Below are 23,494 nucleotides of genomic sequence, written 5' to 3'. Positions count from 1 at the left end.
GAAACCACCGTCGCATCTATCTGTTTAATATAGAGATACGATGGTTATCATGGCACTTCTTCCTCACCTGCATGCGCATAACATCGGTCTCGCTTCGAAAGAATTTCGCGCTGTTGGCCGGGGCGGCACGAAAGAGCCGTCTCCAGTAGAGAATAGACGTGAGCACGCGCAAAAGCTGCGTTCCGATTTAGAGCTGGTAGCCTCGCAGCTGGACGATATTCGGAAAGAACAAGCCAGTATCAAGGTGCCGCTCAAACAGCGTGGTATGGCGATTGCCATCGAAAGCCGGGAAGACGAGCCACTCTTTGTCAGCGCTACAGCGAGATCGACTACCCAAGGCCTCAAGTTGCTGACACTTCAAGTTAATCCGGAAAAGCTGCAGCAGCGTAATCAGCCTGCTCATGACTTGGCGAACTTCTTTGTTTCGCGCGACAGTTTTAAGTCGCTTCTAAACGCACTTGGCAAGTACGAACAATGGACTGACGAGGACGGCGACTTTGCCGACCTTCTCGGAAATGAAGAAACTGAAAGCTCGCGGCGTCCGGCGAATTTTAAGTTGTTTGAAAGCGCCTCGCTCATCCGAGCTGCTAATCTGCGAGATTTCTGGACCGATGACATTGATAAATTCCCCCGCAAAAAGAGCCAAACAACCTGGGAGGTCTGGACACGCCTTGAATACGAGGAAGTATTCTCCAAAACCCTAGACGCACTGGAGATCAGTGGCGAGGGTCGTCCTACGCAGTTCATCGAGACCGCAGTTCGCAACATAGTTGCCACACCAGAAGCGATGCAAAATCTCATTCGGACGAGTGGGGCGGTAGTGGAGTTGCGGAGCGCTTCTTCATTCGTCTCGGACTACATGAACGCACTACCAGACGCGCAGGGGGGAATAGTCACGGAGCTAGCCAGACGGGTTGTGCCCGCGCCAGCTTCGGCTCCCCGGATAGCTATCCTTGATACGGGTGTTAATCCAGCCAACACCCTCCTTACCTCATCGCTGCCTAGATCGAGATGCTACACAGTCAGCGACGACTGGGCAGTAACTGATCACGATGGGCATGGCACAAAAATGGCTGGGGTCGCGCTCTTCGGCGACTTAGCAAATGCCGGTTCTGGTACTTCCCCAATCCAGTTGTCCGCTTCATTGGAGTCTGTGGTCGTTACAGCGCCGGTCGGCGGTGGCGATGTTCCCGCACACGATGCTATTCAAAAGGCTATTGAGCTTGTCGAAAGTGAAGAAGCCGCGCGGGTGTTTTGCTTAGCGCAAACCGCTGCTGGAGAACCTGAAGATGGACGGCCGACATCTACATCAGCAGTAATTGACAAATTAGCCTATGCCGACGGTAAGAATACGCGACTGATATGCGTTGCTGTTGGCAACGTTGACCATTCTGACAGTGAGCCATATCAGGTTGCCGAGTATATCGAGAGGAACCGTCGGCACGGCATTCAGTCTCCGGCACAAGCTCTAAACGCTCTTTCAATTGGGGCATTCACCAACAAAGCCAACGGCACGATCCCTCTGGTGGCCCCGGCTGGCGACTTGTCACCGACATCTCGTACATCACAGGAATGGATTGCACGCGCCGCAAAGAAACCAGACATTGTAATGGAGGGCGGCAACTTTCAAATAGATCGCGGCGGAATCTTCTCCCGGGCTTCAGCTCGGAATCTTGTGCTGACGACTTCACGCGCTGCTTCTGCAAGCCCTTTGGCAATGACAGGGGAAACCAGTGCAGCTACTGCTGCAGCAACTCACTTGGCATCCCGTTTGATGGCGCGTTATCCTTCATTCAGAATGGAGACCATCAGGGGAATGATGGTCCACAGCGCTGAGTGGACACCAGCTATGGTCGCGCAGTTAACGGACTTGGAACGTTCGAACTCGGTCAGTGACCCTTGGGCGACGTTGTTAAGCCGCTTCGGTTGGGGCACGCCCAACGAGGAACGTTTGTATAGTAGCACCGAAAGTGACATGACGCTGATCGTAGAAGACAGTCTGCGACCATATGAGCTAGGCGACAGTGATCAGTTGCGCTTGAGAGAAATGAAATATTTCAAGTTGCCGTGGCCGACTGCAGAATTGAGAGCGCTCAATCAAACCGAGGTCGAGATGCGATGCACGCTCTCCTACTTCATCGAACCCGATCCCAATGCGATTGCGCGCAATCGCTACGACCGCTACCCTTCTCATCGCCTCAAATTCGATCTCCGTAGGTTCGGAGAATCGGATGCAAAAGCTCAACTGCGTTACAATGCTCTTGCCGAAGATGATCTTAGTCTGGGCGCAACCGATGATGGTTGGATCGCGGGGAAGCGCCTCAGTGGGAACGGAACGCTGCAACACGATATATGGAGAGGACCGGCGTACCGACTTGCGGAGCGCGATGGAATTTCGGTGGCACCCGTCAAGGGCTGGTGGTCTGACATCCGTCAAAGTGAACGGTATCGGAGGAGGATACGCTTCTCCTTGATGGTCTCTATTCGCGTACCCCAGGGCACTGCCAATATTTACCAACCAGTGAGCGTAGCACTTCAGAATCTGGTGACTGTCTAAGAAACGTTAGCGGGCAGCGTCCTGCGTTTAGGCTCGCGCCATCACATCGCCATAGAGCACATAGGCGAATGACGTTGTGGACGCACCGCGAGACGCATCTCGCGACCTTCGCACCGACTCCGCGAGGGTTTCACCACTGCGGAGGAAAAGGTCAAGTGAGCCGATTACCAGCTTGCTGGCGTGTTCATCACGAACAGCCCAGAGCGGAGCCAAAACTCCTCCAAAACCGTTGTTGGTAAGCGCGCTTGCCCATCCGCTCGCCATTCCTAACTCTAAAGTGGAGGCACCGACTTCACAGGCATTGAGAATAAACAAACTCCGGTCCCTGCGACCCAGCTTAACACCGCTCTGGCCAACTTCCTTGACGGTGACGTGTTTCCCTTCGGACATCTCAATACTTGACGGGCTGTCCGCGTTTCCGCATTTGCCATGACCAGCAAAGTGGACGACCTTGACCTTTGCTTCAGGTGGTGACTCCAAGAAATTCAGGAGCGCATCATGCGTGGGCTCATGCTCGACGGCTTCAAGGTTATCTCGCAACCACCGCCCCTCCTCGTGGGCCGCAGGTAAGTCTCGGTCCTGATAGGAAGGGACAAAACTCGCGACAATCCCGTCCGTAAATGATTGAGCCAGACCTGTGTGAGAGGAACTGGGCCACCGAGCAACCGGGTGGCTGAAGAAAAGATGATCTTTCCCTTCACCATCTATTTTGGGACACATCATCTCCCACGGTACGTACGGTTCATCTGAGTAAAATTGGATCGGGAAACAAGGCCCAATTTCTGCTACCAACGAGAGGTAATGTTCCTGAAATGCCGGTGGTGTCCGCCCCCAAATCTCTTCACCAATTGATTTCAACGTTCTTGCATGATTGCCCGGCTCCAATGTTGGGCAAAGCTTGAGTAGGCTTTCGGCGTACTTCCGGGTAGACTGACCCAGAGTGATCTGACCGTTCGACTGACGCCTGCCTGATCCCAGGCGGTTTGAGTAAGTGACCCATCGGTAGGTGCCATCTAAATCAGTGCCTTCGCGATTGATAGATACGACGAAGTCTGATGCATCGAGCGAAGCCTTGATTTGTGCCGGTGCGGTGAGGTTGGGGGTTCGGCTCGCATCGTCGCCGCTCAATTGCACGTCTGGACGGCTTTCGATTTCTGCTGCCTTCTCTTTCTCGCGCCGAACGAGAGGAAATGTCCGCCTGGCAAAGCCACATCTTCTTCCTTCGTAGTAAAACTGCGCCGTAAGCTGAGCAAATCCAGATGCTTGCGCGCTTTGGTCCACTTGCGCATGGATCATCGCGGGCGACGATCTCTGGCCTCGGCGCAATTTCACCTTTGCGCTTGCCGTCTCCTCATCGAAAACGAGCTGCGCCGAGTCTACGACGACATCAACGTTCAGTGTCTGCCAATGTGCCGGTACGTTGTCGATGACAGAAGGACCACCATCCGTGAATTCGTCCGCCTCTTCTTCTAGGTAAATAAGAACTACGACATCACTGCCCACATTGAGTTCGCCCTTCACAGAGATATGTGGGTATCGCTCCAAGGATAGCCGCTCCTCGTCCGGTACTGAAGCGGTTTCCTGATGCCAATTGTCGAAGGCGGCGTCGGCAGCATCCCGACCAGCTGAGCGGAAGGGTGCCTTGATCTCGATATTCTCTTCGACGCGCTCCACGTGGGGGTGCCGCCTCACCAGCGCGAGTAGGAACGCCGCAGAGTTCACTGAGGCGACCTGCGCTTCCAACTTCGCTACGCCCTCAGAAAACTCAATCTGCAAGGAAAGCAGCGAACCGATGAACTCGCCCTCGAATACATCGATGATGTAGTGCCAGCTGTCATCCGGTAGGGATACGATTGGCGAGCGATAGTTAGCATTCCGCAACGAAGGATCAGTCATCAACTTAGCCGTTCTTCAACAGCGCCAACGACAACAAATACGTCTCCCGCCGTATGCAATCCATCTCCGCTGACGTTTACAGTATATTGGCCAGGTGCCAGCGAGACTGAGCAACTGTAAGTTCCGTCCCGAGGATACATGAGCGCTTTTTTGCTCTCGCCGAGATCACCTTCGCGGATAAAGGTCGCAGTCAAATTTTGCCGATACGCGTTTAAGGTAGCCGAGATCACAATCGGCCCATCGGCGTCATAGACGTCGCCCACGTTGATTGAAACATTGCCTGGGTCATTGGATACGCGGAATTTCCCTAAGTCGATTGTTGTTCCTTGTATGACACCTTTCAAGTGGGTCATCGCAGTCTCAGCATTCGGCAAAACTGCGTGGGTGTTGGCAAAATAGACCCCAGCAGCCGAAGCGTTATCATCGTGAATAGCAGAAACCCGGGGGACCGTACCGTCACCACGCATGTCTCGACCTTCGTAGGCATGTAACAGCTCAACGCGGCCGTCAACTTTAAGCCGGGCGGACTGGAACGTCGGCTGATCAATACCCACTATAGGAACTATTCTGACCTGCTGACTAACGTAAACAGTGTCTCTGAGATTTGCCGCATACGCATCCAAAATTTCATCATGAAATTTTCGCGCTTCGATAGCGCGCTGAAGGTCCATATTGGGCAATTCTACCTCATACACTCTCTTAAGTGGTCCACCTCCGTCGTTAACGACGGGGTATATTGGGAGCAATTGATAGAGAGATTGAAATGACCGGAATGCGCGAGACCCGTCGGCAAGGGTAACGCCGCCCACCGACTTTTTAAGACCATTGCATATCCCGTCGACTGCGTTCAGGGACCCTCGATAGGGTGTGCCCAAACTAATGAGCATCCGAGTTTCTTTCCACCCCTCCAAACATTCAATGAAATAGCGCGAGACCAGCCCGCCCATAGAATGGGCAACAAGCGTGATCTTGGCCTTTTCGTTCCCGCTTTTTTGTCGCCAAGAGGAAAGTTTTTCCCGGCAAAATCGTGCCAGCTTCCTTGCGGAAACACGGTTGTCCCGTCGCCAGTCATAGGGAAACTCAAAATAGTTCACGTTTTTTTCGAGAGCTAAATTAGCAACGAGGTTTTGTGAAACAATGGAGTATCCTCCAATCTTCCAAAGCCCTGGCACCACCTTAATATTGGAAATTAGGGCTGTTGCCTCTATCCCATCGCCAAGGTCATCGTCGCCGTTGTCCGAACCGGTGATTTCGAGAAGATCGAGAGAGTCATTTGCTACCATGTCCCAAAGCGACTTGGCAGAATTGCCCCAGATGACGTCACCATCCTTCATAAGGACGGAACCGGTAATTCCGGGAAGAAAGACAATAAGATCAGGATGTTTGGTCATATGAAGCCAGAGCCGATTCTATACAATGATTTTGATTGTTGATCATGTCTGAAACAACCTGTCGGTGTCAAATGGTGATCAAAAGCAGAACGGCGAAACTCCAAACGTGCTCATGATGACACGCGCGATCCGGCCATCGTCGCAGTGCCTCGTGGCAACCAAAGCCAGGTCGTTCTGGCAAGATTCCCTTGGATAACTCGTTAATTGCGAACGATCAAAGCTGCGGTTCGCCATCAGCTACCGGAAGGTTATGCGGGCTGCATAGGTCCTATTAACCATATTTCCATCATGCAAATCTCCCCCGCTAGACTCGCGGTACCGCCGCTGACTATGTTCCGCGCCAGTTTCAAACACGGAGCCCCACGATGATACGCATCGTCATTCTAGGAAAGACCTTCCTCAGCTCCATCTGAAGTAAGGACACCGTGTCCTCTACCTCCGGATGGGCTGCCACCCATGTGCGCCCAGGAGGTATCTATGCGCCCATCAAAAAATGTGCTGCACCACGTCTTGGTGCGTCGTGCCATTCTGACCGAATTGCGCTCCGGCAACGGAGAAGGCATTCATTCTCGCTTCCAGGTTTTCCAGGATGGCGGGATTGATGCCGATAAGAACGCAATGGTCGGGATGCGTACGTCCAAATGGTAAGCGCGACCTGTTCTTCCCCTCAACCCCACGATGAACCTGAGCTTTGGGTGCCCCCTCGCCTTCACGGAGGTGCACGCAACGTTCCTGTGAAGCACATGCTGAAAACCAACGGCGCGTCGGTCTTCGACAATCGCCAGGTACAGCATGAAAGCGAGCTGGAGCAGCAGGTTTCTGCTGTCATCCAGGCCCGCCACGGCATCGTGGAAGTCCGTTCCCAGTTTCCGAAGGTGACGTATGTCGATCCGGAGGGACACCTGCGGGAACACATCTTCGATTACTGGGCCCGGTTCAAGAACGGTTTCCGGCTGGCTATCGCGGTCAAATACGAGCGCGACAAAGCCGAACTCGATCCGGTTTTTTCTGGTGTCCAGAGAATACATCGCGCGCTGTTCGATGACATGAGGATCATGACTGAACGGCACGCGACCAAGGATGATTTTCGCAATGCAAAGACCATCCTCTGGTCTCGCGAATTTCATGATGAGGGCCATGTGCGCACGCTGTTGAGCGAGCTGCATGGGCAGAGCGGTAGCCAGATACAGTTCTTCCAGCTGTATGCGCCGCATGTCGAGCGGACGGATCGCACCATCGCGATTTGGCGGCTGATCGATCTGCAGGTCCTCAAACCTGTTCAACGTGGCCGGGTCAATGAACTGACCTGGTTCACCATCAACCTCTAACCAACCTCAATCCTGCCCTCACTCAGCCACGTCGCGCCTGGGAACGGCGAAGCTATGTCCAAAGGAAACGAAGATGACTGAATATACTCCTATCACCGAAATGGGCCCTCTCGACCGTTTCACCTACCGTGGCACCAATTGGGTCCCGGTTGACTACGACAGCAAGGAATACCGTTTCCAAAAAGAAACTGACCACCGTTTCGAAACGCGCATTTCTCATGCTGAAATCCGCCAGGCACTGAAGAACGAGACGGCTTCGGTCCATTACAATTTCCACACCAAGACGGAGACGAAGCTGCGTCATCTGGTCGGCGACAAGCGCGTCGACGACTTCAGAGCCCGTGACGTGGCCATCGCTCGTTTCCACGAAGCGTTGATCCTTCGCTATGAACAGCATTGCGCAGAAACCGGTCGCAAGCTTCCTCGTAGCGAAAAACTTGCAGGTCTGCTCAAGAAATGGAGCCTCGAAATTCAGATCGAGGCCCAGGAACTGACGGAACAGGATGGCACCAAGCGCAAGACGCGCTGCGATGCCAGCACGAGCTTTTACAACACGCCGTCCGTCCGCAGCTTTAATCGCCATTTTCGCGAGTACATGAGCTGCGGACGTGACGTTCGCGCGTTGATCTACCGTCGCAATGGACCCGGTTTCCGTAATGCAAAGGTTGAGTGCGCCGAAAGCTATGCCATCTGGCTGGAGGAAGCCCGCAACTACGCGAGCCGCCGCAAGCCGTCGAAGGCAAAGCTGCTGCGTGATGTCCATGCCCGTATTGCAGAAGAAAACAAAACCCGCGTTGGGAAGGCACCGCTCATTACTCCCGGACGCAAACGTTTCGAAGCTCTGATTGATGCCATGGACGAGTTCGAGGTTGTTGCAGGCCGCGAAGGGCTTCCCTTCGCTCGCGCCCAGTTCAAGCCGAAAATGGATTCCTACGATTCCGAACGTCCTGGCGAACGCGTCGAGATGGACGACTGGAATGCAGACGCCATGACGTCCATGCAGGCGTGCGGCTTTTGGCAAGCGCTTCCGAAGGCACTTCAGGAATACCTGATCGAAAACCCGCAACGCATCTGGTTCTGCGGCGCTGTGGACACTTCCGTCAACTACGTGCTGGCCATGAAAGGGGGACGCAACCCGTCCTCGGCCCTCATTGTCGATACGCTTGAAATGGTGATGACCGACAAGACGCATATCGCCAAACTGGTAGGAGCGAAGACGCCGTGGTTCGGCGTCCGCCCTGAGGTTGTCTATACCGATAACGGACCCACCTACATCGCGGACGCGACGCGCGATGCGTTTCTCATGTGTAAGATTGCACTGACGCGTCCGCCCGCCGGTCAAGCCTGGAAGCGTCCCTTCATCGAGAGCCTCTTCAAAACGCTCGCGCGCGACATCATGATGTTTTTCGATGGGCGTACGTTCTCGAACGTGGTGGAGAAGAACGACTATTCGGCCGCGGAAAACGCAGCTCTGGCTGTCGATGAGTTCATCAACCTGGTGATCCGCGCAATCTGCGATATCCATCACAATCGCCCGTCGGCGCGTCTGAACAATCTGACGCCGCACGAAGCCTGGGTCCAGAAAACCAAAACCTATCGTGTGCGTGCCATGCCCGGACGTCACGAGAAGCGCCACATCTTCGGCGTGACCAAGGAACGCGTGATCGATAGCGCGGGTGTCACAGTTCATGGAATTCCTTACAATTCCGATGCTCTGCAGATCCTCCGCCGTAAGGACGGCTGGAAGAAGTACAAGGTTCGCACCCATCGCAACGATCTCTCGGCCGTTTCCGTCTTCACCGGGGAAGGTTGGCTGACGGTCGAAAATCGCATCAGCATGCCGACGAACATCTCGCTGGCAGAATGGTACTTGGCCAAAAAGGACCTCAATCGCCGCAACGGGGCGAAGTCCGAAGCCAACCTGCCAATCATGTACGAGGCGATCAACGTCATGCGTCGCGCCGGTACCAGCGCCGCAATGCGCGCTGGAATCTCCCTTCACACGCTGCGCCCGGAGGAGATTTCGGACGCCACCGACCAGCTTTTTGAAGGTCGCCCTTTCACCGAGGAGGACAAGTTCGACGAGGTGAACCTGCACGATGACGAAATCGCCTACGACCCGCTTCACGACGGCTACGTCGGCCCCCAGGGCGGTGAGTTCGCTGGCCCTGCGACCAGCGAGGAGATTCAGGAAAGCACTACGGAAGCGGACACCTATTCCGACAACAACGATGACGAACCTTCGCATTTTGGAGAGATCGAATGACCGACGCCAGCATCGCCATGAACGCCCCCACCATGACCCCGTCGGACCGCAAGCTGCATCTCCATAAGCTGTACCTGCGCTACGCAAAATATCACGAGGTCAGCAAACACCTTGATGACCTTATTGCCAATGCGAAAGCCTGCCGTGAGGGAGGGGGTTTTAAGGAGCGCGCTCTCTTTATCATCGGTGAATCGAATACGGGAAAATCGCGCATGCTGGAGGAGCTTTTCCGCGAAAAGGCGGGCTTCCAGCCGTATCAGGATGAAGATGGCGAATGGGTGCGCCGCTTGATCAGCATTGAAGCGCCGTCGCCCTGCAGTTCGAGGGAACTTGCCCTCAAAATCCTGAAGGAGCTTGGTGCTGTCGTTCGTAATAAACGGATTAGCAATCCGGAACTGTACGATTTCCTGAAAGATCAGCTGCGAGATCAGAAGGTGGAGTACCTGCATATCGACGAAATGCAGGACACGGTTCTTCACAACACGGAGTTCGCCATCAAATCCGTTCAGAGCGACGTAAAGAGCCTTCTCCAGATTAAGAACTGGCCACTGCATGCCATCTTCTCTGGCGTCGATGACTTGGCAAACTTCATCAGCGGCGGTGATGATCAACTGAGTAATCGCTCTAACACCGTTCGCCTCGAACTCTTGAAAGACCCAAGGGACCTGCGGGCGGCTGAACAGATTTTGTCCAATATTGTCGTAAAGCACGCGGGCCTTGAACCTGGTTGGACTGAAAAGGACGAGCTTCCGGCGCGCCTCATACTGGCGGGACAAGGACGCTTCGGCACGATCTGTGACGACGTCAAAAAAGCCTGTTTTGCCGCGATTGACGCCAATCGCCGCAAGGTCACGCTGGCTGACTTTGAAGTGGTTTACCAGGTCCGCAAGGCACCACTGCCCCAGGACAACCCTTTCCGTGGAAGCAAATGGCGGGACATCGTGCCCAAAAACGCGCTCGCCGACATTCCTAAACCAGTTGCCAAACGAAAGAAGTGATGATGTTCGGTTCAAAGCTTGCCCGCGAGATCGCTCTCCACGATGACGAGTGCCACGCAATGTTCACTTCCCGGCTGGCGAAGGCCAACGGCTACCGTGACCTGGAAGAGTTTTGCTGGATGACAAACCTGCCCCTGTCCAAGCTGCAGACCATGGATGAGGAGACTGCAGGCTTGTTGTCGGCTTGGTCTGGCGTTCCGGCAGGACGCCTCCAAAGGTTTGCGCTGACGGGCCACAACGTGACGAGTTTCGGGGCTACGACCATCCGGCGGTCACAGTTGGAAATGGCAAATCTCCGAGTTTGCCGCCATTGCCTTTGCCATGACATGGTTGCAGAGCACGGTCGCGCGGTGACACGTCCTTACGTGCGTGCGGCGTGGCGGTGGATGGTGATTGCCACATGTCCGATCCACGGGTGCGAACTGGAGGCGATCTCTGCTAGCGATATTACCGCTTGGATCGCACGTCGCGGTGATGCGCTGGGTTCGAACCTTCCTGAAATTCGCGAGCCGGACCAGGCTGATGTTTACTTCGCCAACCGCGTGAACGGTGAAGGAAAGGCGTTTGAATTTCTGGACGAACTCCCAGCGTATGTGGCGGCAGAGTTCTGCACCGTCATCGGGCATTTTAAAAATTTGCCTGAGGACGGAAGTGCGCGCAACCGCATTCCGGAAGGATTCATGAATGCCTCATGCCGCCGGGAGGGCTACCTGATTGCCAAGCAAGGCAAGGAAGCGGTCCTGTCTTTCCTTTCCCAACACGTTCGTGCAACCATCGGAACTGCCACCGAATTCATGGACATCTACGGGGTAGCGCGGCGTTGGCTGCGGAAGTTCGTGGGGGACCCGGACTACGGCGCTGTCGTTGAACTGTTTCAGCGCCACGCCGAGCAGCATATTCCCATGGAGGCAGGTGATGTCTTCCTCACCGAAGTTAAGGAGCGACAAGTCCACACCATTCGTTCTGCTGCCGTCGAGTACCAGCTTACGCCTGCCCGGGTGAAGAACGTCGTCGAGAAACACGGATTCACTGCGGTCACCCTTGATAGTGGCGTTAAGGCCGCACGCGTGTTTCCCCGTACAGCTCTGCATGAACAACTGGTTCTGGAGAAACAGCTCCTCACGACACCTGAAGCAGCCAGCCTCCTGGGCTGCACATGGCAATTTCTCGACATTCTTCTGCAGCAGGGACACCTGCCGTATCATGCGAACTCGGAGGACTATGCAAGGGTATTCCGGCGCATTGCTCGTGAAAGCGTGGAAGGTCTCCTGGCACGGATGAAAGCGCAACGAAACTGTGTATCGAACGATGGCCTCGTCTCGATCCACATCGCCACAGCTATCTGCCATTGCAAGGTGCCCGAGATCGTTGATCTCATTTTCGGCGGCAAGCTGACGAAGGTGTCGTGGTCAGGCGATGAGCTGCTCCTTAAGAATCTGCTCGTTGATCCACAAGAGGTGCTTCCGCATGTGACCCTTGATGAAACGGAAAACTATCTCGATGTAGCCGCCCTGGAGAAAGCGTTGCGCACGACGACCGCCACAATCGATGAACTCCTTAAGCGTGAGTTCCTCCCGGTGCAAATGCGGCGTCATCCCCGCACTCGGGTCAGCCAGCGTTTTGTTCATCCGGTCGCCGTCGACGCATTTCTGGCGAAGCATATTTCGTTGAGTGCCATGGCTCGGGAGAATGGCAAGCAGATTGCCGGTTTGAAGCAAACGCTGGACAAGAAAGGGATCAACCCGATCTTTGAACCCACCGGCAAAATTGCCAGGTTTTATCGCCGATCCGATGTTCGACCGCTTGGACTAGCGTGACGGAACTTCCCTGAAAAGACCTTCAAAGCCCGCGAAAGCGGGTTTTTCTTTGCCTGTCTGGCAACAACGGCCACCGATAACCGCCCTTTCTGCAATGGACAGGTGAACGATTTCGTGCTGAAACCCCGTGAAACCTAGGCTTTCGTAACGGTCAGGGCCAAACCTTACGGGCCGCACCAGCATGCGTCAAGTAAAAGATCCACCGGATGCGACAAGAAACACGAGACACCTATTGGGGAATGCCTGGCCGGGTCCCGATGCTATAGCGATCTCAGACCTGCACCTCGATTGCGAAGGCGTCCTGTATAGAGAGAAGCTCAAAGTTGCCGCACCGGACGGCTTTGAGGACGTGGTACTCGATCTCTACAAGCAAATCCCGCCCACGCGGATCACCTATGTCCAGACGTGGATGCTGCGACTGGCTTCTGCGAAGCATTCAATCATCTGCGGAGCGCCCTGCGATGAACGTCATCCTCGCGGAAGGGACTAACTTTCACCTGCGCATGATGGCCGATGGCACAGAGACACCCACACCTTGTGGGTGTTAATCCGTATTCGACAGTGGCATGTCGAGGGCGAAGCCTACGACCGGGGCTAGCCAGGGTGGTCGAGGCGCAGGCGGGGTTACCGATCCATGAGCACTCCGGCTTCGAGCGACGGCCTATTATTTGCCGCCACCGCGCAAGGCGATGCCATTAGAGGGTACTGTTCAGAATAACCCTGACAGACCGGCCCCAAAACCTTCAGAAACCGACCTGTCGCTCTTTCTTCGACGCGTCGAATGGAAACCCTCTGGCCAAAAATATGGATGCCAGCGATAGTTAGGCTGATTTGTACGCGTGGATCGCACGCACCCGCCTTACAGAAGCGACCCGATGCCCGGTCCAGGTTTTTCCTTGCCCCGTTGGCATGCCCATTCGATTAAGCGACGCGGCGATATGTTCATCGGAGCAGCGACCAGCCATGCTGCGCATCACCGCCAGGGCATCCTCAGTGGTGGCACAACCGTGTTCACCGGTCTGAGGCTTACGGACCTTGAGCTCCGAAGCTGACCGCCCTTCCAATGGATCGTCAACACCACGTCACGCACCGCATCGTCGTGCCGAATGGAAACCCTCTGGCCGAAATACGGATGCCAGCGATAATAGACCTCGACTTCATCGCCGACATGGGCAGAATGAACGGGCTTTGGTGTTGGAAGAGGGAATTGGCTCTTCGCAGGAGCCGATACGGGAGCGGAGACCTTGGCGCGCGCCATGACGAACATCGAGACAGCAAAGATGAATGGTCTTGATCCGCAGGCCTATCTGGCTGACGTGCTCGATCGTATCCACGATCACAAGATCAGTCGGTTAGACGAATTGCTTCCGTGGAACTGGTCGGCGATCACCACAATCGACGCAAAGGCAGCCTGATGGCGACAGTCACCCACGTCCGTACGATCAAATTTGTTGCCGAAATTCTCGAAGAGGACCCGGAGCTTCTTCAGGCAATCGTCTCCAACGATGATAATCTGAGCTATGGCAGCATTATCTCCGTGTGCACTGGCGACGACGAATCCGTGACCGCACTGACAGACGACGGCATGGACGAATTGGAGCAGATGCTCAAAGACGCCCGCCGGTCATCCCAAGAATGGAACGACTTCCTCGACAGCTTTGTTGACGACGAGCCGCTCGTCGCTCGCATCAAAGCAAAATCTCCGCGGTAGCAATCGGGCCGGTTACGATCGAGGCGACGACCCTGGGTTCCCACTCGCCACCATCTCATGCACTGTCTCGACCAAGAGATGGACGGCCGCCTTAGCGGTTTCCGCCTCGCCTAAATAAGACAGCGTAAATGCCAAGGTATGCGCCTGAGGACGCCGCCGAACCTCCCGCGCGGTTTCCTGGCAGAAACGACGATACAGCCGCTCCCCCGTAGTAGCGCCTGCACCGGCTGCCTGGCCGGCTGGGCGAAGTGGGTTAGCTCGATGAAGCTTGTATACGGAGGGGACATTTGATTGATGAAAGGCTAATCGCGCGCGAGACGGCTTCTTACTTTTGCTTCCCCACAATAGAACTCGCTAAAATTGCCTGGGCTTTTAGATCGGCTCTCTTTTGAGAGGAACCCACAGGTGCTCCAGAAGACGCTGGCGATTTATTAGTAGATGAAGACCGTGCCGTTGCCATTCCTTCCTCAGGAAGCGTAGCTACTTGAGCGGCACTGTCAATCGCTCTACGGCAGTCATCAAGGAAGTTAGCTATATATTCATTGACATAGACAACCAACGGCTCTTTTGGAAGAACAATCAGACGCCGTTTGTCCGTTTTGTCCCGAGTGATGTCGATGAACCCACGCAGATGCGCTGCCTCGACATACTTTTGGCAAACAGTCTGGTTTTTAAAAGGTAGATAGCGACACGCCTGCATTTTCGTCATGGGTCTGTTATTAGCATGCATATGATATACTTTAAGCAGCAACCCAAGAATGTTCCTCAGGAAAAGTTTTTCTTCGGAATTTTCGCTAAAGAGATCTGACAAAAACGAGTCAATTTTCTCAAGCTTATGCTTTACGCCGACGTCGATCTGTTCTGGCGTATATATTACTCTTCGTGTTGTTTTCGCCACGGCCACGCCTCTGCGCAATGGGTCGTTCTGTTTTCACCCAAAGCCTGTTACCGGATCCCATCGCGGCGACATTTATCATATGTATGTCTCTATAACTACGACGAATGTAGAGTTTTTGGCGGTCGTGCGACTGACCTTCAGGGCGCACGAGCCCCCGCTCTTGTTTTCACATCCATTTATAAAAACAGTTACACAAGTGTAACTACCAGTGCTATCAAAAAATTCGGGAGCTTCGCTTCCGATGGAAGGTCGGTCTCTTAGTTGGCCCCCGACCCAGCTCGCCCGCCGCCCGAGCTGGCATGAAAGAGCCCGACCTTCCGTTTTGAACGTGTGGCTTTTCGAACGAGGGATCCGAAATGACTAAAGAGATCTGGACAGATTACAGCCTACCGTTCGGGACGATCGGTCCATTGATGACAGTGGGCGAAATTCTGGAAAAGAACATTGATGCCGGATACAATGCGTACGATGAGTATACAAACGCAGCTCTTCAGAAATTTGCTCGGTATGCCTCGGACTTCCTCTCCAATCCACATCCTCGCTTGGGTCGGGACGGGAGCGTTTGCCCTTTCGTTCCCGAAGCTCTGACGAAGGGACTCTTACGGATTGCCGCGTCGCAAGTTGTTGCAGTTGACGAAATCGAAAATGAGATGGCGCGTATGCTCGCCGTCTTCAGCCAGATGAAACCCGTTATGTCCTTCAACGATCGAACGGGCGACTGGATCTATAAGGCGATTATTATTGCCCTTCCTGGAATTCAGGATGAAGGAGAGATCAACATGATAGGTCAACTGCAGAAACGGCTGAAGCCCGACTTCATTCAGGAAGGTTTCATGATCGGTGAATTTTATCCAGGTTGCCCGGAGCCTGGGTTGCACAATAGGATGTTTCGACCGCTCGACACGCCGGTTCCAGCCTTGGCTATTCGGCATATCACCAAATATGATGCTCCTTTCATGCTTGGCAGCGATAAGTGCCTGGAGGCTTACTTCAGTATTTTTGGTGACGAGGGTCGCCGCCGCATTAGGCAACTTTTGGAGCGAACCGGCTGAAACCTACTCGCAACCGCGGTGTACTCGCAGTCGCAAACAGCCATGCTCGATCATCCTACCATATGAAACGGAAGGAAACGACTATGTTGGATGTTCATCCGAACGTACTTGCTGAACTGCACCAGATCGGAGCGTCGACGGTACGATTGTGGCGATATAGTGATTTCGCCACCCCTATTACATCCCCTTCAGATTTAGCCTCTGCTATCGGCCTTCCCGTCGGACGCGTTGCAAAGACAATGATTGTTGCGGAGCAGCAAGCAGACGATGTGATGCGCCGATTGGATCCTGGACGCCACCTTTGTGCCGTTTTGCTGCCATCACCTGCAAAGATCGACATGAAAGCGGTTGCTGGCACGTATGGATGGAAACGAGCCGAACTGGCTCAGAAAGAACAGGTACTGGATCTCTTCGGCTACCCGTCAGGAAGCGTATCACCATTCGGTCTCCAGAAGATCGCCGTACTGATTGACACCGCCCTTTTTGCTTATCCTACCGTAGTCACCGGTGCGGGCAAGTTTGGAGTCGAGCTTGAGATCGACACAAGCATGCTTTGGAAGATCGGGCAGCCGTTGCAGACGCGTGCACGAGCCACCCAAACCTAACGACTCCGTCACTTATCAAAGAGAGGCCGTCACCAAGGTTAGGTTATTTTTCGGAAGAGGAAATGCGGGTCGACATAACGGCGTCTTGATAGATAATGAGGGTTCCAATACATATGCCGCGTAACCGGCTCACAGTCCACACTATAACGAAATCCGTCCGGAGCCGCCCGCTCTAAGGCCGAAACTCAATCAGTCGAGCGCAAGCTTCAAACGTAACGGCACGTGGGCCGTCCTGAGGATAGCTGAACACGCGAAAAAACCTTCGAGCATCTACTCGCCGGCGCATGGAATTTCTAAGTACGGATCGTACGAGTTCGCGCTGACTGGTTGTTTCAACGTGAATATCTAGTGGACTATGTCTGCGCATCGGCTCCCCATAAGTGGTAGAACCATGCGCCATGCCGGACTCGGCGCTAGCGCATGCATTTCCAACCTGATTTCGTTCCATTAAACGCGCTCTCGATCAGATGCTGCGCTCGGTATCGTCGCTGATCAAAGCGGACTGCGCGGCGACAATCAAGGTGAGACTTAGCGTCAATCAGGATGAGACTCGGCGGCGGGGGTGTGACGAAGGGAGGGCGTAGCCCGACCGGAGTTACACCCCCGCCGCGGCGCAATTTTTCGGCGTCTCATGATCGCGGTTGGCTCGGTAGCGTGGGTGATTTTCTGACAATGGAGAATCACCTTTGTGCCGGGTCGCCATGTAACCGATCATCAGACGAGGCTTTTCATGAAGTACCGACAATCCAACCCCATCGAGGTCGCCGCCGCCAAGGCGTCGATCAGCCGGGCGACGGCTTACCGCATCGAGAAGGATGTGCGACTTCCATCGCAGACCAAGCCGCCGCGCGACCGGCGTCGCCCCGATCCCCTCGAGCACATCTTCGACGCCGAGGTTGTTCCGCTCCTCAAGGCCGCGCCCGGCATCCGAGCGGTCGCCGTTTACAACGAGATGCTGCGGCGTCATCCAGAACTGGCCGAAGGTATTCGCCGCGCATTGGAGCGGCGCATCCGGTCCTGGCGGGCCGTTCATGGCCAGGAGCAGGAAGTGATCTTCCGTCAGACGCACGAACCCGGCCGGTTGGGACTGTCGGATTTTACCGACATGGGGAGCCTTGGCGTGACGATCGCCGGTCAGCCGCTCGACCATCTGCTCTATCACCTCCGGCTGGCCTGGTCGGGCTTCGAGCATGCCCATGTCATCCTGGGTGGAGAGAGCTTCGTCGCTCTGGCCGAGGGGCTGCAGAACGCCCTGTGGTCGGTTGGCGGTTCACCGCTTTATCATCGCAGCGACAGCTTGTCGGCCGCCTTCCGCAACCTTGATGCTGATGCAAAAGCTGATCTCACTTGCCGCTACGACGAACTGTGCGCTCATTACCGCATGACGCCGACGCGCAACAACAAGGGCGTCGCGCACGAGAACGGCTCGATCGAAAGTTCCCACGGCCATCTCAAGAATGCGATCCGCGATGCTCTGCTGATGCGCGGAACCGGGGACTTTGACGATCTCGCCTCCTACCGCGCCTTCATCGACGAGACCGTCAGCCGCCGCAATGCCGCACATGGCAAGCGCATCGATGCCGAGCGCCCGCATCTGCAGGCTCTTCCCGATCGTCGCACCACCGACTTCGAAGAAATCATCGTTACCGTATCGAGCACCGGCGGCTTTGCCTTGCGCAAGGTCTTCTACACCGTACCTTCCCGTTTGATCGGCCACCGGCTGCGGGTCCGCCTGTTCGACGACCGCCTCGACGTCTTCATCGGCGGCACGCATCTGCTGACGTTGCCCCGAGGCCGCGCTCACGCAAATGGCAAGCACGATCAGGTCGTCAACTATCACCACGTCATTCATTCCCTGCGCAAAAAGCCGATGGCGCTTTTGGGGCTCGTCTATCGCGACAAGCTCTTCCCCAGGCCAGAATACCGAAGGACTTTCGACGCGCTCATCGAGCAAATGCCCGAGCGGCAGGCTTGCAAGATCACCGTTGAACTGCTGGCGCTGGCTCACGATCGTGGATGCGAACGTGAGTTGGCCGAAGCACTTTCCAGAGCCCTCGACGCCGGCAAACTTCCCGACCTGGCGGCCTTGAGAACGCTCTTCGGCCCGGATCCAGACCAGTTACCGACCGTTCACGTGCAACTCGCATCGCTCAATGGCTACGAAGCCTTGATCGGGACAGCCTACGCGGGAGAGGTCGCATGAAGAGCATCCACACAATCGACGAAGCTCGGCTTGGCATCATGCTCAACGAACTGAGGCTGCCCACGATCAAGACGCTCTGGCAGCAATTTGCCGAGCAGGCCGATCGTGAAGGATGGCCTGCCGCCCGCTTCCTCGCTGCGATCGCCGAGCATGAACTGGCCGAACGATCGCATCGCAGGATCGAAAGACACCTCGCCGAGGCCCACCTGCCACCCGGAAAGACGCTCGACAGCTTCGCCTTCGACGCTGTGCCCATGGTCTCCAAGGCCCAGATCATGGCGATTGCCGCTGGCGATAGTTGGCTCGCGAAAGGAGCCAATATCCTGATGTTCGGCCCGCCCGGCGGCGGAAAGAGCCACCTTGCGGCGGCCGTCGGCCTCGCGCTGATCGAAAACGGCTGGCGCGTGCTCTTCGCCCGAACGACCGACCTCGTCCAGAAACTTCAGGTCGCGCGGCGGGAGTTGCAGCTCGAAGCCGCCATCGCAAAGCTCGACAAGTTCGATCTGCTCATCCTCGACGATTTGGCCTACGTCACCAAGGATCAGGCCGAAACCAGCGTGCTCTTCGAACTGATCTCGGCGAGGTATGAGCGGCGATCCATCATGATCACCGCCAATCAACCCTTCGGAGAATGGAACCGCGTCTTTTCGGACCCAGCCATGACACTTGCCGCGGTGGACCGCCTTGTTCATCACGCAACGATCTTCGAGATGAATGTCGAAAGCTATCGGCGACGTTCCGCCATGGAGGCCAAACGCCAGCGCGGGAGGCCCGCCTCATTCGCGACAATCAAAAGCTCTTCCCAGGTTGTCGCGGAGCGGCAATCAGAAACCGACGGCGCTCTTGCCAGCGACAATCAACATGATACCTTCATCCCGACCGCGACATAAGAATCTCATCCAGATTGTCGCTCGCGTCTCATCCTGATCGCCGCGCCATAGCGGACAACCTTTTTTCGGTTGCGCCGACTAGGAATGACCGGTGTGCATTTCTTCGTTTGCAGCGAGCAGCGCAATTTGCCCAGCGTAATACTTTTTGGCTCCCAACAGATAACGCATTGGGCCAGCGCGGGCGATCAAGCCTGGCGTACGCATTAACTGTCTGACGTCTCCTACTGTGAAATTGCGGGCGGGAATCACATGGTGAGCGCATAGATTTTGGTGGTCCGGCCACCGCGACAACGGCCGATGGCTTGTCCTTGCGCCCCCTTTCCACCAAATGCCGCCGCGGGTCGTGCACAATTGGCGCAGTCCGCCGTACTCTTCGTCACTGCGCCAGTCTGCACGAGCGACTTCAGCCAGGAGCCTCATCGCGACCATCAACGGGTTGAGCGATTATAGACCTCGTCGGTGGGTCATAAGCGGCCAGGCATCACACCAGCTGCAACCGACCTTCTGAACGTGGATGATGCCCGAATCACGCGACGGTCATCCACCCCGCGTGCACCTGGCTGGTTTTTCGGCAAGTGCGACGTAAGCGCGTAGGCCACCCCACGTATCTTTCGGACTGCTGATCGGCGATTTTCTGCGTGAGTCATGCGGAGAGTCCTATGAGTGATAGTGTGAATCAGCCTCGAACCTTTGAGGTTTTGACGGCAGAACCCGTCCGGCGTCGCCGCAAGCCGCGTGACTGGTCGGATGACGAAAAAGCGCGGATCGTCGCCGCGACGCTGCAGCCTGGGGCCAATGTCTCGGCGGTTGCCCGGTCTGAAGGCCTGGATCCGTCGCAGCTTTATGGATGGCGTCGCAAGGCACTGGCATCGGGCGTTGTTGCGCCCCTGACGGCGGGAACGGGCAAGCAGATCAAGTTCGCGCGGGTTGAAACGGTAAGCAACGGTTCGGTCGATATTGTCATTGCGGATATGGTCGTGCGCGTCGGCGGCGATTTTGACCCCGATCACCTGGTGAAGGTTCTGCGGGCGGTTCGCAAGGCATGATCGCTTCGGGTGTGGTGGTCTATGTGTCGTGCCAGCCGGTCGACTTCCGCAAGGGAGCCGCCTCTTTGATGGCGCTGGTGCGGGATGGCGGTCTCGATCCCTTCAATGGCGCGCTTTACGTCTTCCGGTCGAAACGGGCCGATCGTATTCGCATTGTCTGGTGGGATGGCAGTGGGGTCTGCCTCTATTCGAAAACCCTGGAAGATCAGGGCTTCTGCTGGCCGGGCATATCGGCGGCACGGATCCGTCTGGACCATTCTCAGCTGATGGCGTTGCTGGCCGGAATGGATTGGAAAAAGATCCGCCCGACCAAGGTCAGGCGCCCCTTGTTGACGGGCTGACAGCGCCTGCGGCAAGATGAATCATGCCGCTGTAATGGTTGGGAAAACGGCTGTTTTTGTGCTCTACTTATTGCCATGGATTTGCCCCCTCACGACCTGCCGGACGACGTTGACGCACTGAAGGCGATGGTCCTCGCGATGGCGCGCGAGCAGGCTGCGAAAGAAGCCCGACTGAAGGCCGCTGAAGCTGAGATCGCCCGGCTGGAGGCGGTGGAGAAGAGCGCCAACGAGCGGATTGCCAACCTCACATCGATCTTGAAGGTTCTGCAGCGCACCCAACATGGCACCCGTTCCGAGCGACTGCGCCTTGGCGTCAACGACGAACAGGTGTCCTTTGCCTTCGAGGAAGTCGAGACCGGCCTTTCGGCAATCCAGAGCGAGCTTGATCACGCGGCCAAGGACAAGCCGAAACGGGCAGCACGTCCGCGCAAGGGTTTTGCCGCTCATCTCGAACGCATCGAGGAAGTGATCGAGCCGGAGATCCCTGCTGAATACGTGGGCTTGGAAAAGGTCCTGATCGGTGAGGATCGCTCCGAACGGCTGGATGTCGTGCCGCCGAAGTTCCGGGTCATCGTGACGCGCCGCCCCAAATACACCTTCCGCGGCCACGATGGCGTGCTCCAGGCTTTGGCACCGGCGCACATCATCGAAAGCGGCCTGCCGACGGAGCGGCTGCTCGCCTATATCGCCGTCTCCAAATACGCCGACGGCCTTCCGCTTTACCGGCAGGAGGCAATCTATCTACGCGACGGTGTCGAGATCAGCCGATCGTTGATGGCCCAGTGGATGGGGCATCTGGGCTTCGAACTTCAGATTTGCGCCGATTACATCCTTGAGCGCGTCAAGGAGGGTGAAAGGATCTTCGCCGACGAAACGACCTTACCCACTCTTGCGCCCGGCTCGGGGAAAACGACGAAGGCCTGGCTTTGGGCTTATGCTCGCGATGATAGACCCTATGGTGGAACCAGCCCGCCGATGGTGGCCTATCGGTTTGAGGACAGTAGGGGCGCTGACTGCGTGGTGCGTCATCTCGCCGGATTCAGCGGCATCCTGCAAGTTGACGGCTACTCGGCCTATACCAGTCTCGCCAAGACGCGTGCCAAAGACGGCAGCAATGAAACGATCCGGCTCGCAGGATGCTGGGCGCATCTTCGCCGCAAGTTTTACGACCTTCACATCAGTGGTGTCTCAAAGGCTGCAACGGACACGATCATCGCGATGACCGAGCTGTGGCGCATCGAGGATGAGGTCCGCGGTCGGGATGCCGACAGCCGTTCCATGCTGCGTCAGGAAAAATCTGCAACCATCGTCTCCGAACTCTTTGATCTTTGGGAGAAGGAGCTGGGCAAGGTCTCTGGCAAGTCCAAGACCGCCGAAGCAATCCGTTACGCGCTCACCCGGCGCGAAGCACTGGAGCGCTTCCTGACGGACGGCCGGATCGAAATTGACTCCAATATCGTCGAGCGCGCGATCAGGCCCCAAACAATTACGAGAAAGAACAGTCTATTCGCCGGCAGCGAGGGTGGTGGACGCACATGGGCGACCGTCGCCACCCTCTTGCAGACAGCCAAGATGAACAACGTCGATCCGCTCGACTGGCTCTCCCAGACATTGACCCGCATCGCTCAAGGCTGGCCGGTATCCGAGCTCGAGGCGCTTATGCCGTGGAACTTCAGGCCTGACGCCATCAGCTAACCGCTTACAGTGCGACTCCATTGTTAACCGCTCTTCCTTCGACAGCTTAGACAATTCTAGTCGTTTCTCCTGATCAATGCCCGGCAGTGAGTCAGGTAAGAAAACTTCATCAATAGCTGATTGGATTTTGACCGAGGGACGCGACGCATGGCTTTTATGCCTTATGTAGCTACGTCGGTTCCGTGTCATACTCGTCGGAACGAAAGCAGCTCTGGAATTCCTCGCATTGTTGGTAATTCGGAGGGGAGCACAGAATGAAACCTGCAGATTGACAGATTTGGTGGTAGAGGTTTTCTTCCACTCATATTGTGGGTGTTCTCAGCAGCGAGCTGGGGGAATGATTGGCGACCAATCTGGTTCGTTCGCCCGGGTCGTGAGGCCGAACTCCTTCCATAGGTCATCATCTCGCAAGCGCGAAGCGCAATAACTTTGGCAAATAGGCTGCTGATGAGCTCGTGCGGCCGGGCGTAATTCAGCAACAGACCATGCAACAGTCCTTGTCGACGCCAACCTCTGCATCCCGCACGTTTTCAACGGCAAATGACAAAGTAAGCGTGGTTGGATAGCGCATCTCGGAGTTCAATCTGCGAAATCCGGCACCTCCGTAGCCGTCGCCTCGCCGGCCTCAACCTCCTCCAGTGCCCGCGAAAGTACGCAAGTGATGACATACTGATCGAAGTCAATTTCGCCCTTCAGAAGGGGGTAGTGAGACAGCCACCGCTTCAGAGCGTCGCTTTGCAACGCGAATTTTTCGGAAGCTCCACTCCTGCTCACCCCGATCGGGTGCTATGGAGCTCAGC

18 protein-coding genes and 4 pseudogenes are annotated in these 23,494 nt (G+C 55.8%); 16 read left to right on the top strand and 6 right to left on the bottom strand.

Going from position 1 to position 23,494, the window contains the following annotated elements; all coding sequences use genetic code 11:
* Positions 1 to 49: 49 nt before the first annotated feature.
* Positions 50 to 2,557: a S8 family peptidase gene (locus tag CO657_RS22615; protein ID WP_164918682.1), complete on the top strand. Its 2,508-nt coding sequence runs from the start codon at positions 50 to 52 to the stop codon at positions 2,555 to 2,557.
* Positions 2,558 to 2,584: 27 nt separating this feature from the next.
* Here CO657_RS22615 and CO657_RS22610 read toward each other — a convergent pair whose 3' ends face one another.
* The gene (locus tag CO657_RS22610) at positions 2,585 to 4,453 is read right to left on the bottom strand and encodes a CHAT domain-containing protein (protein ID WP_054185937.1); all 1,869 of its coding nucleotides are present in this window, start codon (positions 4,451 to 4,453) and stop codon (positions 2,585 to 2,587) included.
* On the bottom strand, positions 4,453 to 5,844 hold the full coding sequence (locus CO657_RS22605; RefSeq protein WP_054185938.1) for a lipase/acyltransferase domain-containing protein: 1,392 nt from the start codon (positions 5,842 to 5,844) through the stop codon (positions 4,453 to 4,455). The genes CO657_RS22610 and CO657_RS22605 overlap by 1 nt, the downstream gene beginning before the upstream one ends.
* A 477-nt stretch (positions 5,845 to 6,321) precedes the next feature.
* On the opposite strand from CO657_RS22605, the gene CO657_RS38380 reads away from it, so the two are divergent.
* The 6 genes and pseudogenes from CO657_RS38380 to CO657_RS38075 all read left to right on the top strand — a co-directional run.
* Entirely contained in the window at positions 6,322 to 6,492 is a 171-nt protein-coding gene (locus CO657_RS38380) for a hypothetical protein (RefSeq protein ID WP_245293072.1), read from the top strand.
* 95 nt (positions 6,493 to 6,587) lie between these two features.
* Positions 6,588 to 7,172, top strand: coding sequence for a hypothetical protein (locus CO657_RS22595; protein ID WP_054185939.1), 585 nt, complete (start codon positions 6,588 to 6,590; stop codon positions 7,170 to 7,172).
* Positions 7,173 to 7,245: 73 nt separating this feature from the next.
* Positions 7,246 to 9,438, top strand: coding sequence for a DDE-type integrase/transposase/recombinase (locus CO657_RS22590; RefSeq protein WP_082366393.1), 2,193 nt, complete (start codon positions 7,246 to 7,248; stop codon positions 9,436 to 9,438).
* A complete protein-coding gene (locus CO657_RS22585; RefSeq protein ID WP_054185941.1) occupies positions 9,435 to 10,436 on the top strand; it encodes a TniB family NTP-binding protein in 1,002 nt (333 codons plus the stop codon). Before CO657_RS22590 ends, CO657_RS22585 begins: the two co-directional genes overlap by 4 nt.
* Entirely contained in the window at positions 10,436 to 12,253 is a 1,818-nt protein-coding gene (locus CO657_RS22580) for a TniQ family protein (RefSeq protein WP_054185942.1), read from the top strand. The genes CO657_RS22585 and CO657_RS22580 overlap by 1 nt, the downstream gene beginning before the upstream one ends.
* A gap of 295 nt (positions 12,254 to 12,548) precedes the next feature.
* Positions 12,549 to 12,950: pseudogene (locus CO657_RS38075) on the top strand (Tn3 family transposase); the annotation flags it as partial.
* Between the two features lie 127 nt (positions 12,951 to 13,077).
* Here the strand turns inward: CO657_RS38075 and CO657_RS37360 are convergent.
* Positions 13,078 to 13,352: pseudogene (locus CO657_RS37360) on the bottom strand (recombinase family protein); the annotation flags it as partial.
* A 91-nt stretch (positions 13,353 to 13,443) separates the two neighbouring features.
* On the opposite strand from CO657_RS37360, the pseudogene CO657_RS22570 reads away from it, so the two are divergent.
* Positions 13,444 to 13,668: pseudogene (locus tag CO657_RS22570) on the top strand (transposase domain-containing protein); the annotation flags it as partial.
* Positions 13,668 to 13,964: a hypothetical protein gene (locus tag CO657_RS22565; RefSeq protein WP_054185944.1), complete on the top strand. Its 297-nt coding sequence runs from the start codon at positions 13,668 to 13,670 to the stop codon at positions 13,962 to 13,964. The pseudogene CO657_RS22570 and the gene CO657_RS22565, both read left to right, overlap by 1 nt.
* Before the next feature lie 325 nt (positions 13,965 to 14,289).
* Here CO657_RS22565 and CO657_RS36845 read toward each other — a convergent pair whose 3' ends face one another.
* On the bottom strand, positions 14,290 to 14,862 hold the full coding sequence (locus CO657_RS36845; RefSeq protein WP_156339811.1) for a hypothetical protein: 573 nt from the start codon (positions 14,860 to 14,862) through the stop codon (positions 14,290 to 14,292).
* A gap of 356 nt (positions 14,863 to 15,218) precedes the next feature.
* On the opposite strand from CO657_RS36845, the gene CO657_RS22555 reads away from it, so the two are divergent.
* The 4 genes from CO657_RS22555 to istB all read left to right on the top strand — a co-directional run bounded on the left by CO657_RS22555 (position 15,219) and on the right by istB (position 19,612).
* On the top strand, positions 15,219 to 15,914 hold the full coding sequence (locus tag CO657_RS22555; RefSeq protein ID WP_054185945.1) for a DUF6875 domain-containing protein: 696 nt from the start codon (positions 15,219 to 15,221) through the stop codon (positions 15,912 to 15,914).
* 83 nt (positions 15,915 to 15,997) lie between these two features.
* A complete protein-coding gene (locus tag CO657_RS22550) occupies positions 15,998 to 16,519 on the top strand; it encodes an aminoacyl-tRNA deacylase (protein WP_054185946.1) in 522 nt (173 codons plus the stop codon).
* A 688-nt stretch (positions 16,520 to 17,207) separates the two neighbouring features.
* Positions 17,208 to 18,722 (top strand): IS21 family transposase, encoded by a 1,515-nt coding sequence (gene istA / locus CO657_RS22545; RefSeq protein ID WP_054185947.1) that lies wholly within the window; start codon positions 17,208 to 17,210, stop codon positions 18,720 to 18,722.
* The gene (gene istB, locus CO657_RS22540) at positions 18,719 to 19,612 is read left to right on the top strand and encodes an IS21-like element helper ATPase IstB (RefSeq protein ID WP_054185948.1); all 894 of its coding nucleotides are present in this window, start codon (positions 18,719 to 18,721) and stop codon (positions 19,610 to 19,612) included. Before istA ends, istB begins: the two co-directional genes overlap by 4 nt.
* Positions 19,613 to 19,863: 251 nt before the next feature.
* On the opposite strand, the pseudogene CO657_RS38245 reads toward istB, so the two are convergent.
* A pseudogene (locus tag CO657_RS38245) lies at positions 19,864 to 19,944 on the bottom strand (IS5/IS1182 family transposase); the annotation flags it as partial.
* Positions 19,945 to 20,271: 327 nt separating this feature from the next.
* Here CO657_RS38245 and CO657_RS22535 point away from each other — a divergent pair.
* The 3 genes from CO657_RS22535 (at position 20,272) to tnpC (ending at position 22,694) form a co-directional block, all read left to right on the top strand.
* Positions 20,272 to 20,658 (top strand): transposase, encoded by a 387-nt coding sequence (locus CO657_RS22535; RefSeq protein ID WP_054186396.1) that lies wholly within the window; start codon positions 20,272 to 20,274, stop codon positions 20,656 to 20,658.
* Entirely contained in the window at positions 20,655 to 20,999 is a 345-nt protein-coding gene (tnpB, locus tag CO657_RS22530; protein ID WP_003495066.1) for an IS66 family insertion sequence element accessory protein TnpB, read from the top strand. Before CO657_RS22535 ends, tnpB begins: the two co-directional genes overlap by 4 nt.
* 75 nt (positions 21,000 to 21,074) lie before the next feature.
* On the top strand, positions 21,075 to 22,694 hold the full coding sequence (gene tnpC / locus CO657_RS22525; RefSeq protein ID WP_128715578.1) for an IS66 family transposase: 1,620 nt from the start codon (positions 21,075 to 21,077) through the stop codon (positions 22,692 to 22,694).
* Between the two features lie 169 nt (positions 22,695 to 22,863).
* Here tnpC and CO657_RS38240 read toward each other — a convergent pair whose 3' ends face one another.
* Complete coding sequence (locus CO657_RS38240) at positions 22,864 to 22,995, bottom strand: nitrogen fixation protein NifQ (protein WP_116275255.1); 132 nt, start codon at positions 22,993 to 22,995, stop codon at positions 22,864 to 22,866.
* Between the last annotated feature and the right edge of the window lie 499 nt (positions 22,996 to 23,494).

The organism is Rhizobium acidisoli (assembly GCF_002531755.2).
In the GTDB taxonomy this organism is placed as follows: domain Bacteria; phylum Pseudomonadota; class Alphaproteobacteria; order Rhizobiales; family Rhizobiaceae; genus Rhizobium; species Rhizobium acidisoli.
The sequence above is the reverse complement of the archived record's forward strand: the minus strand, read 5'-3'. Positions and strand labels throughout refer to the sequence as shown.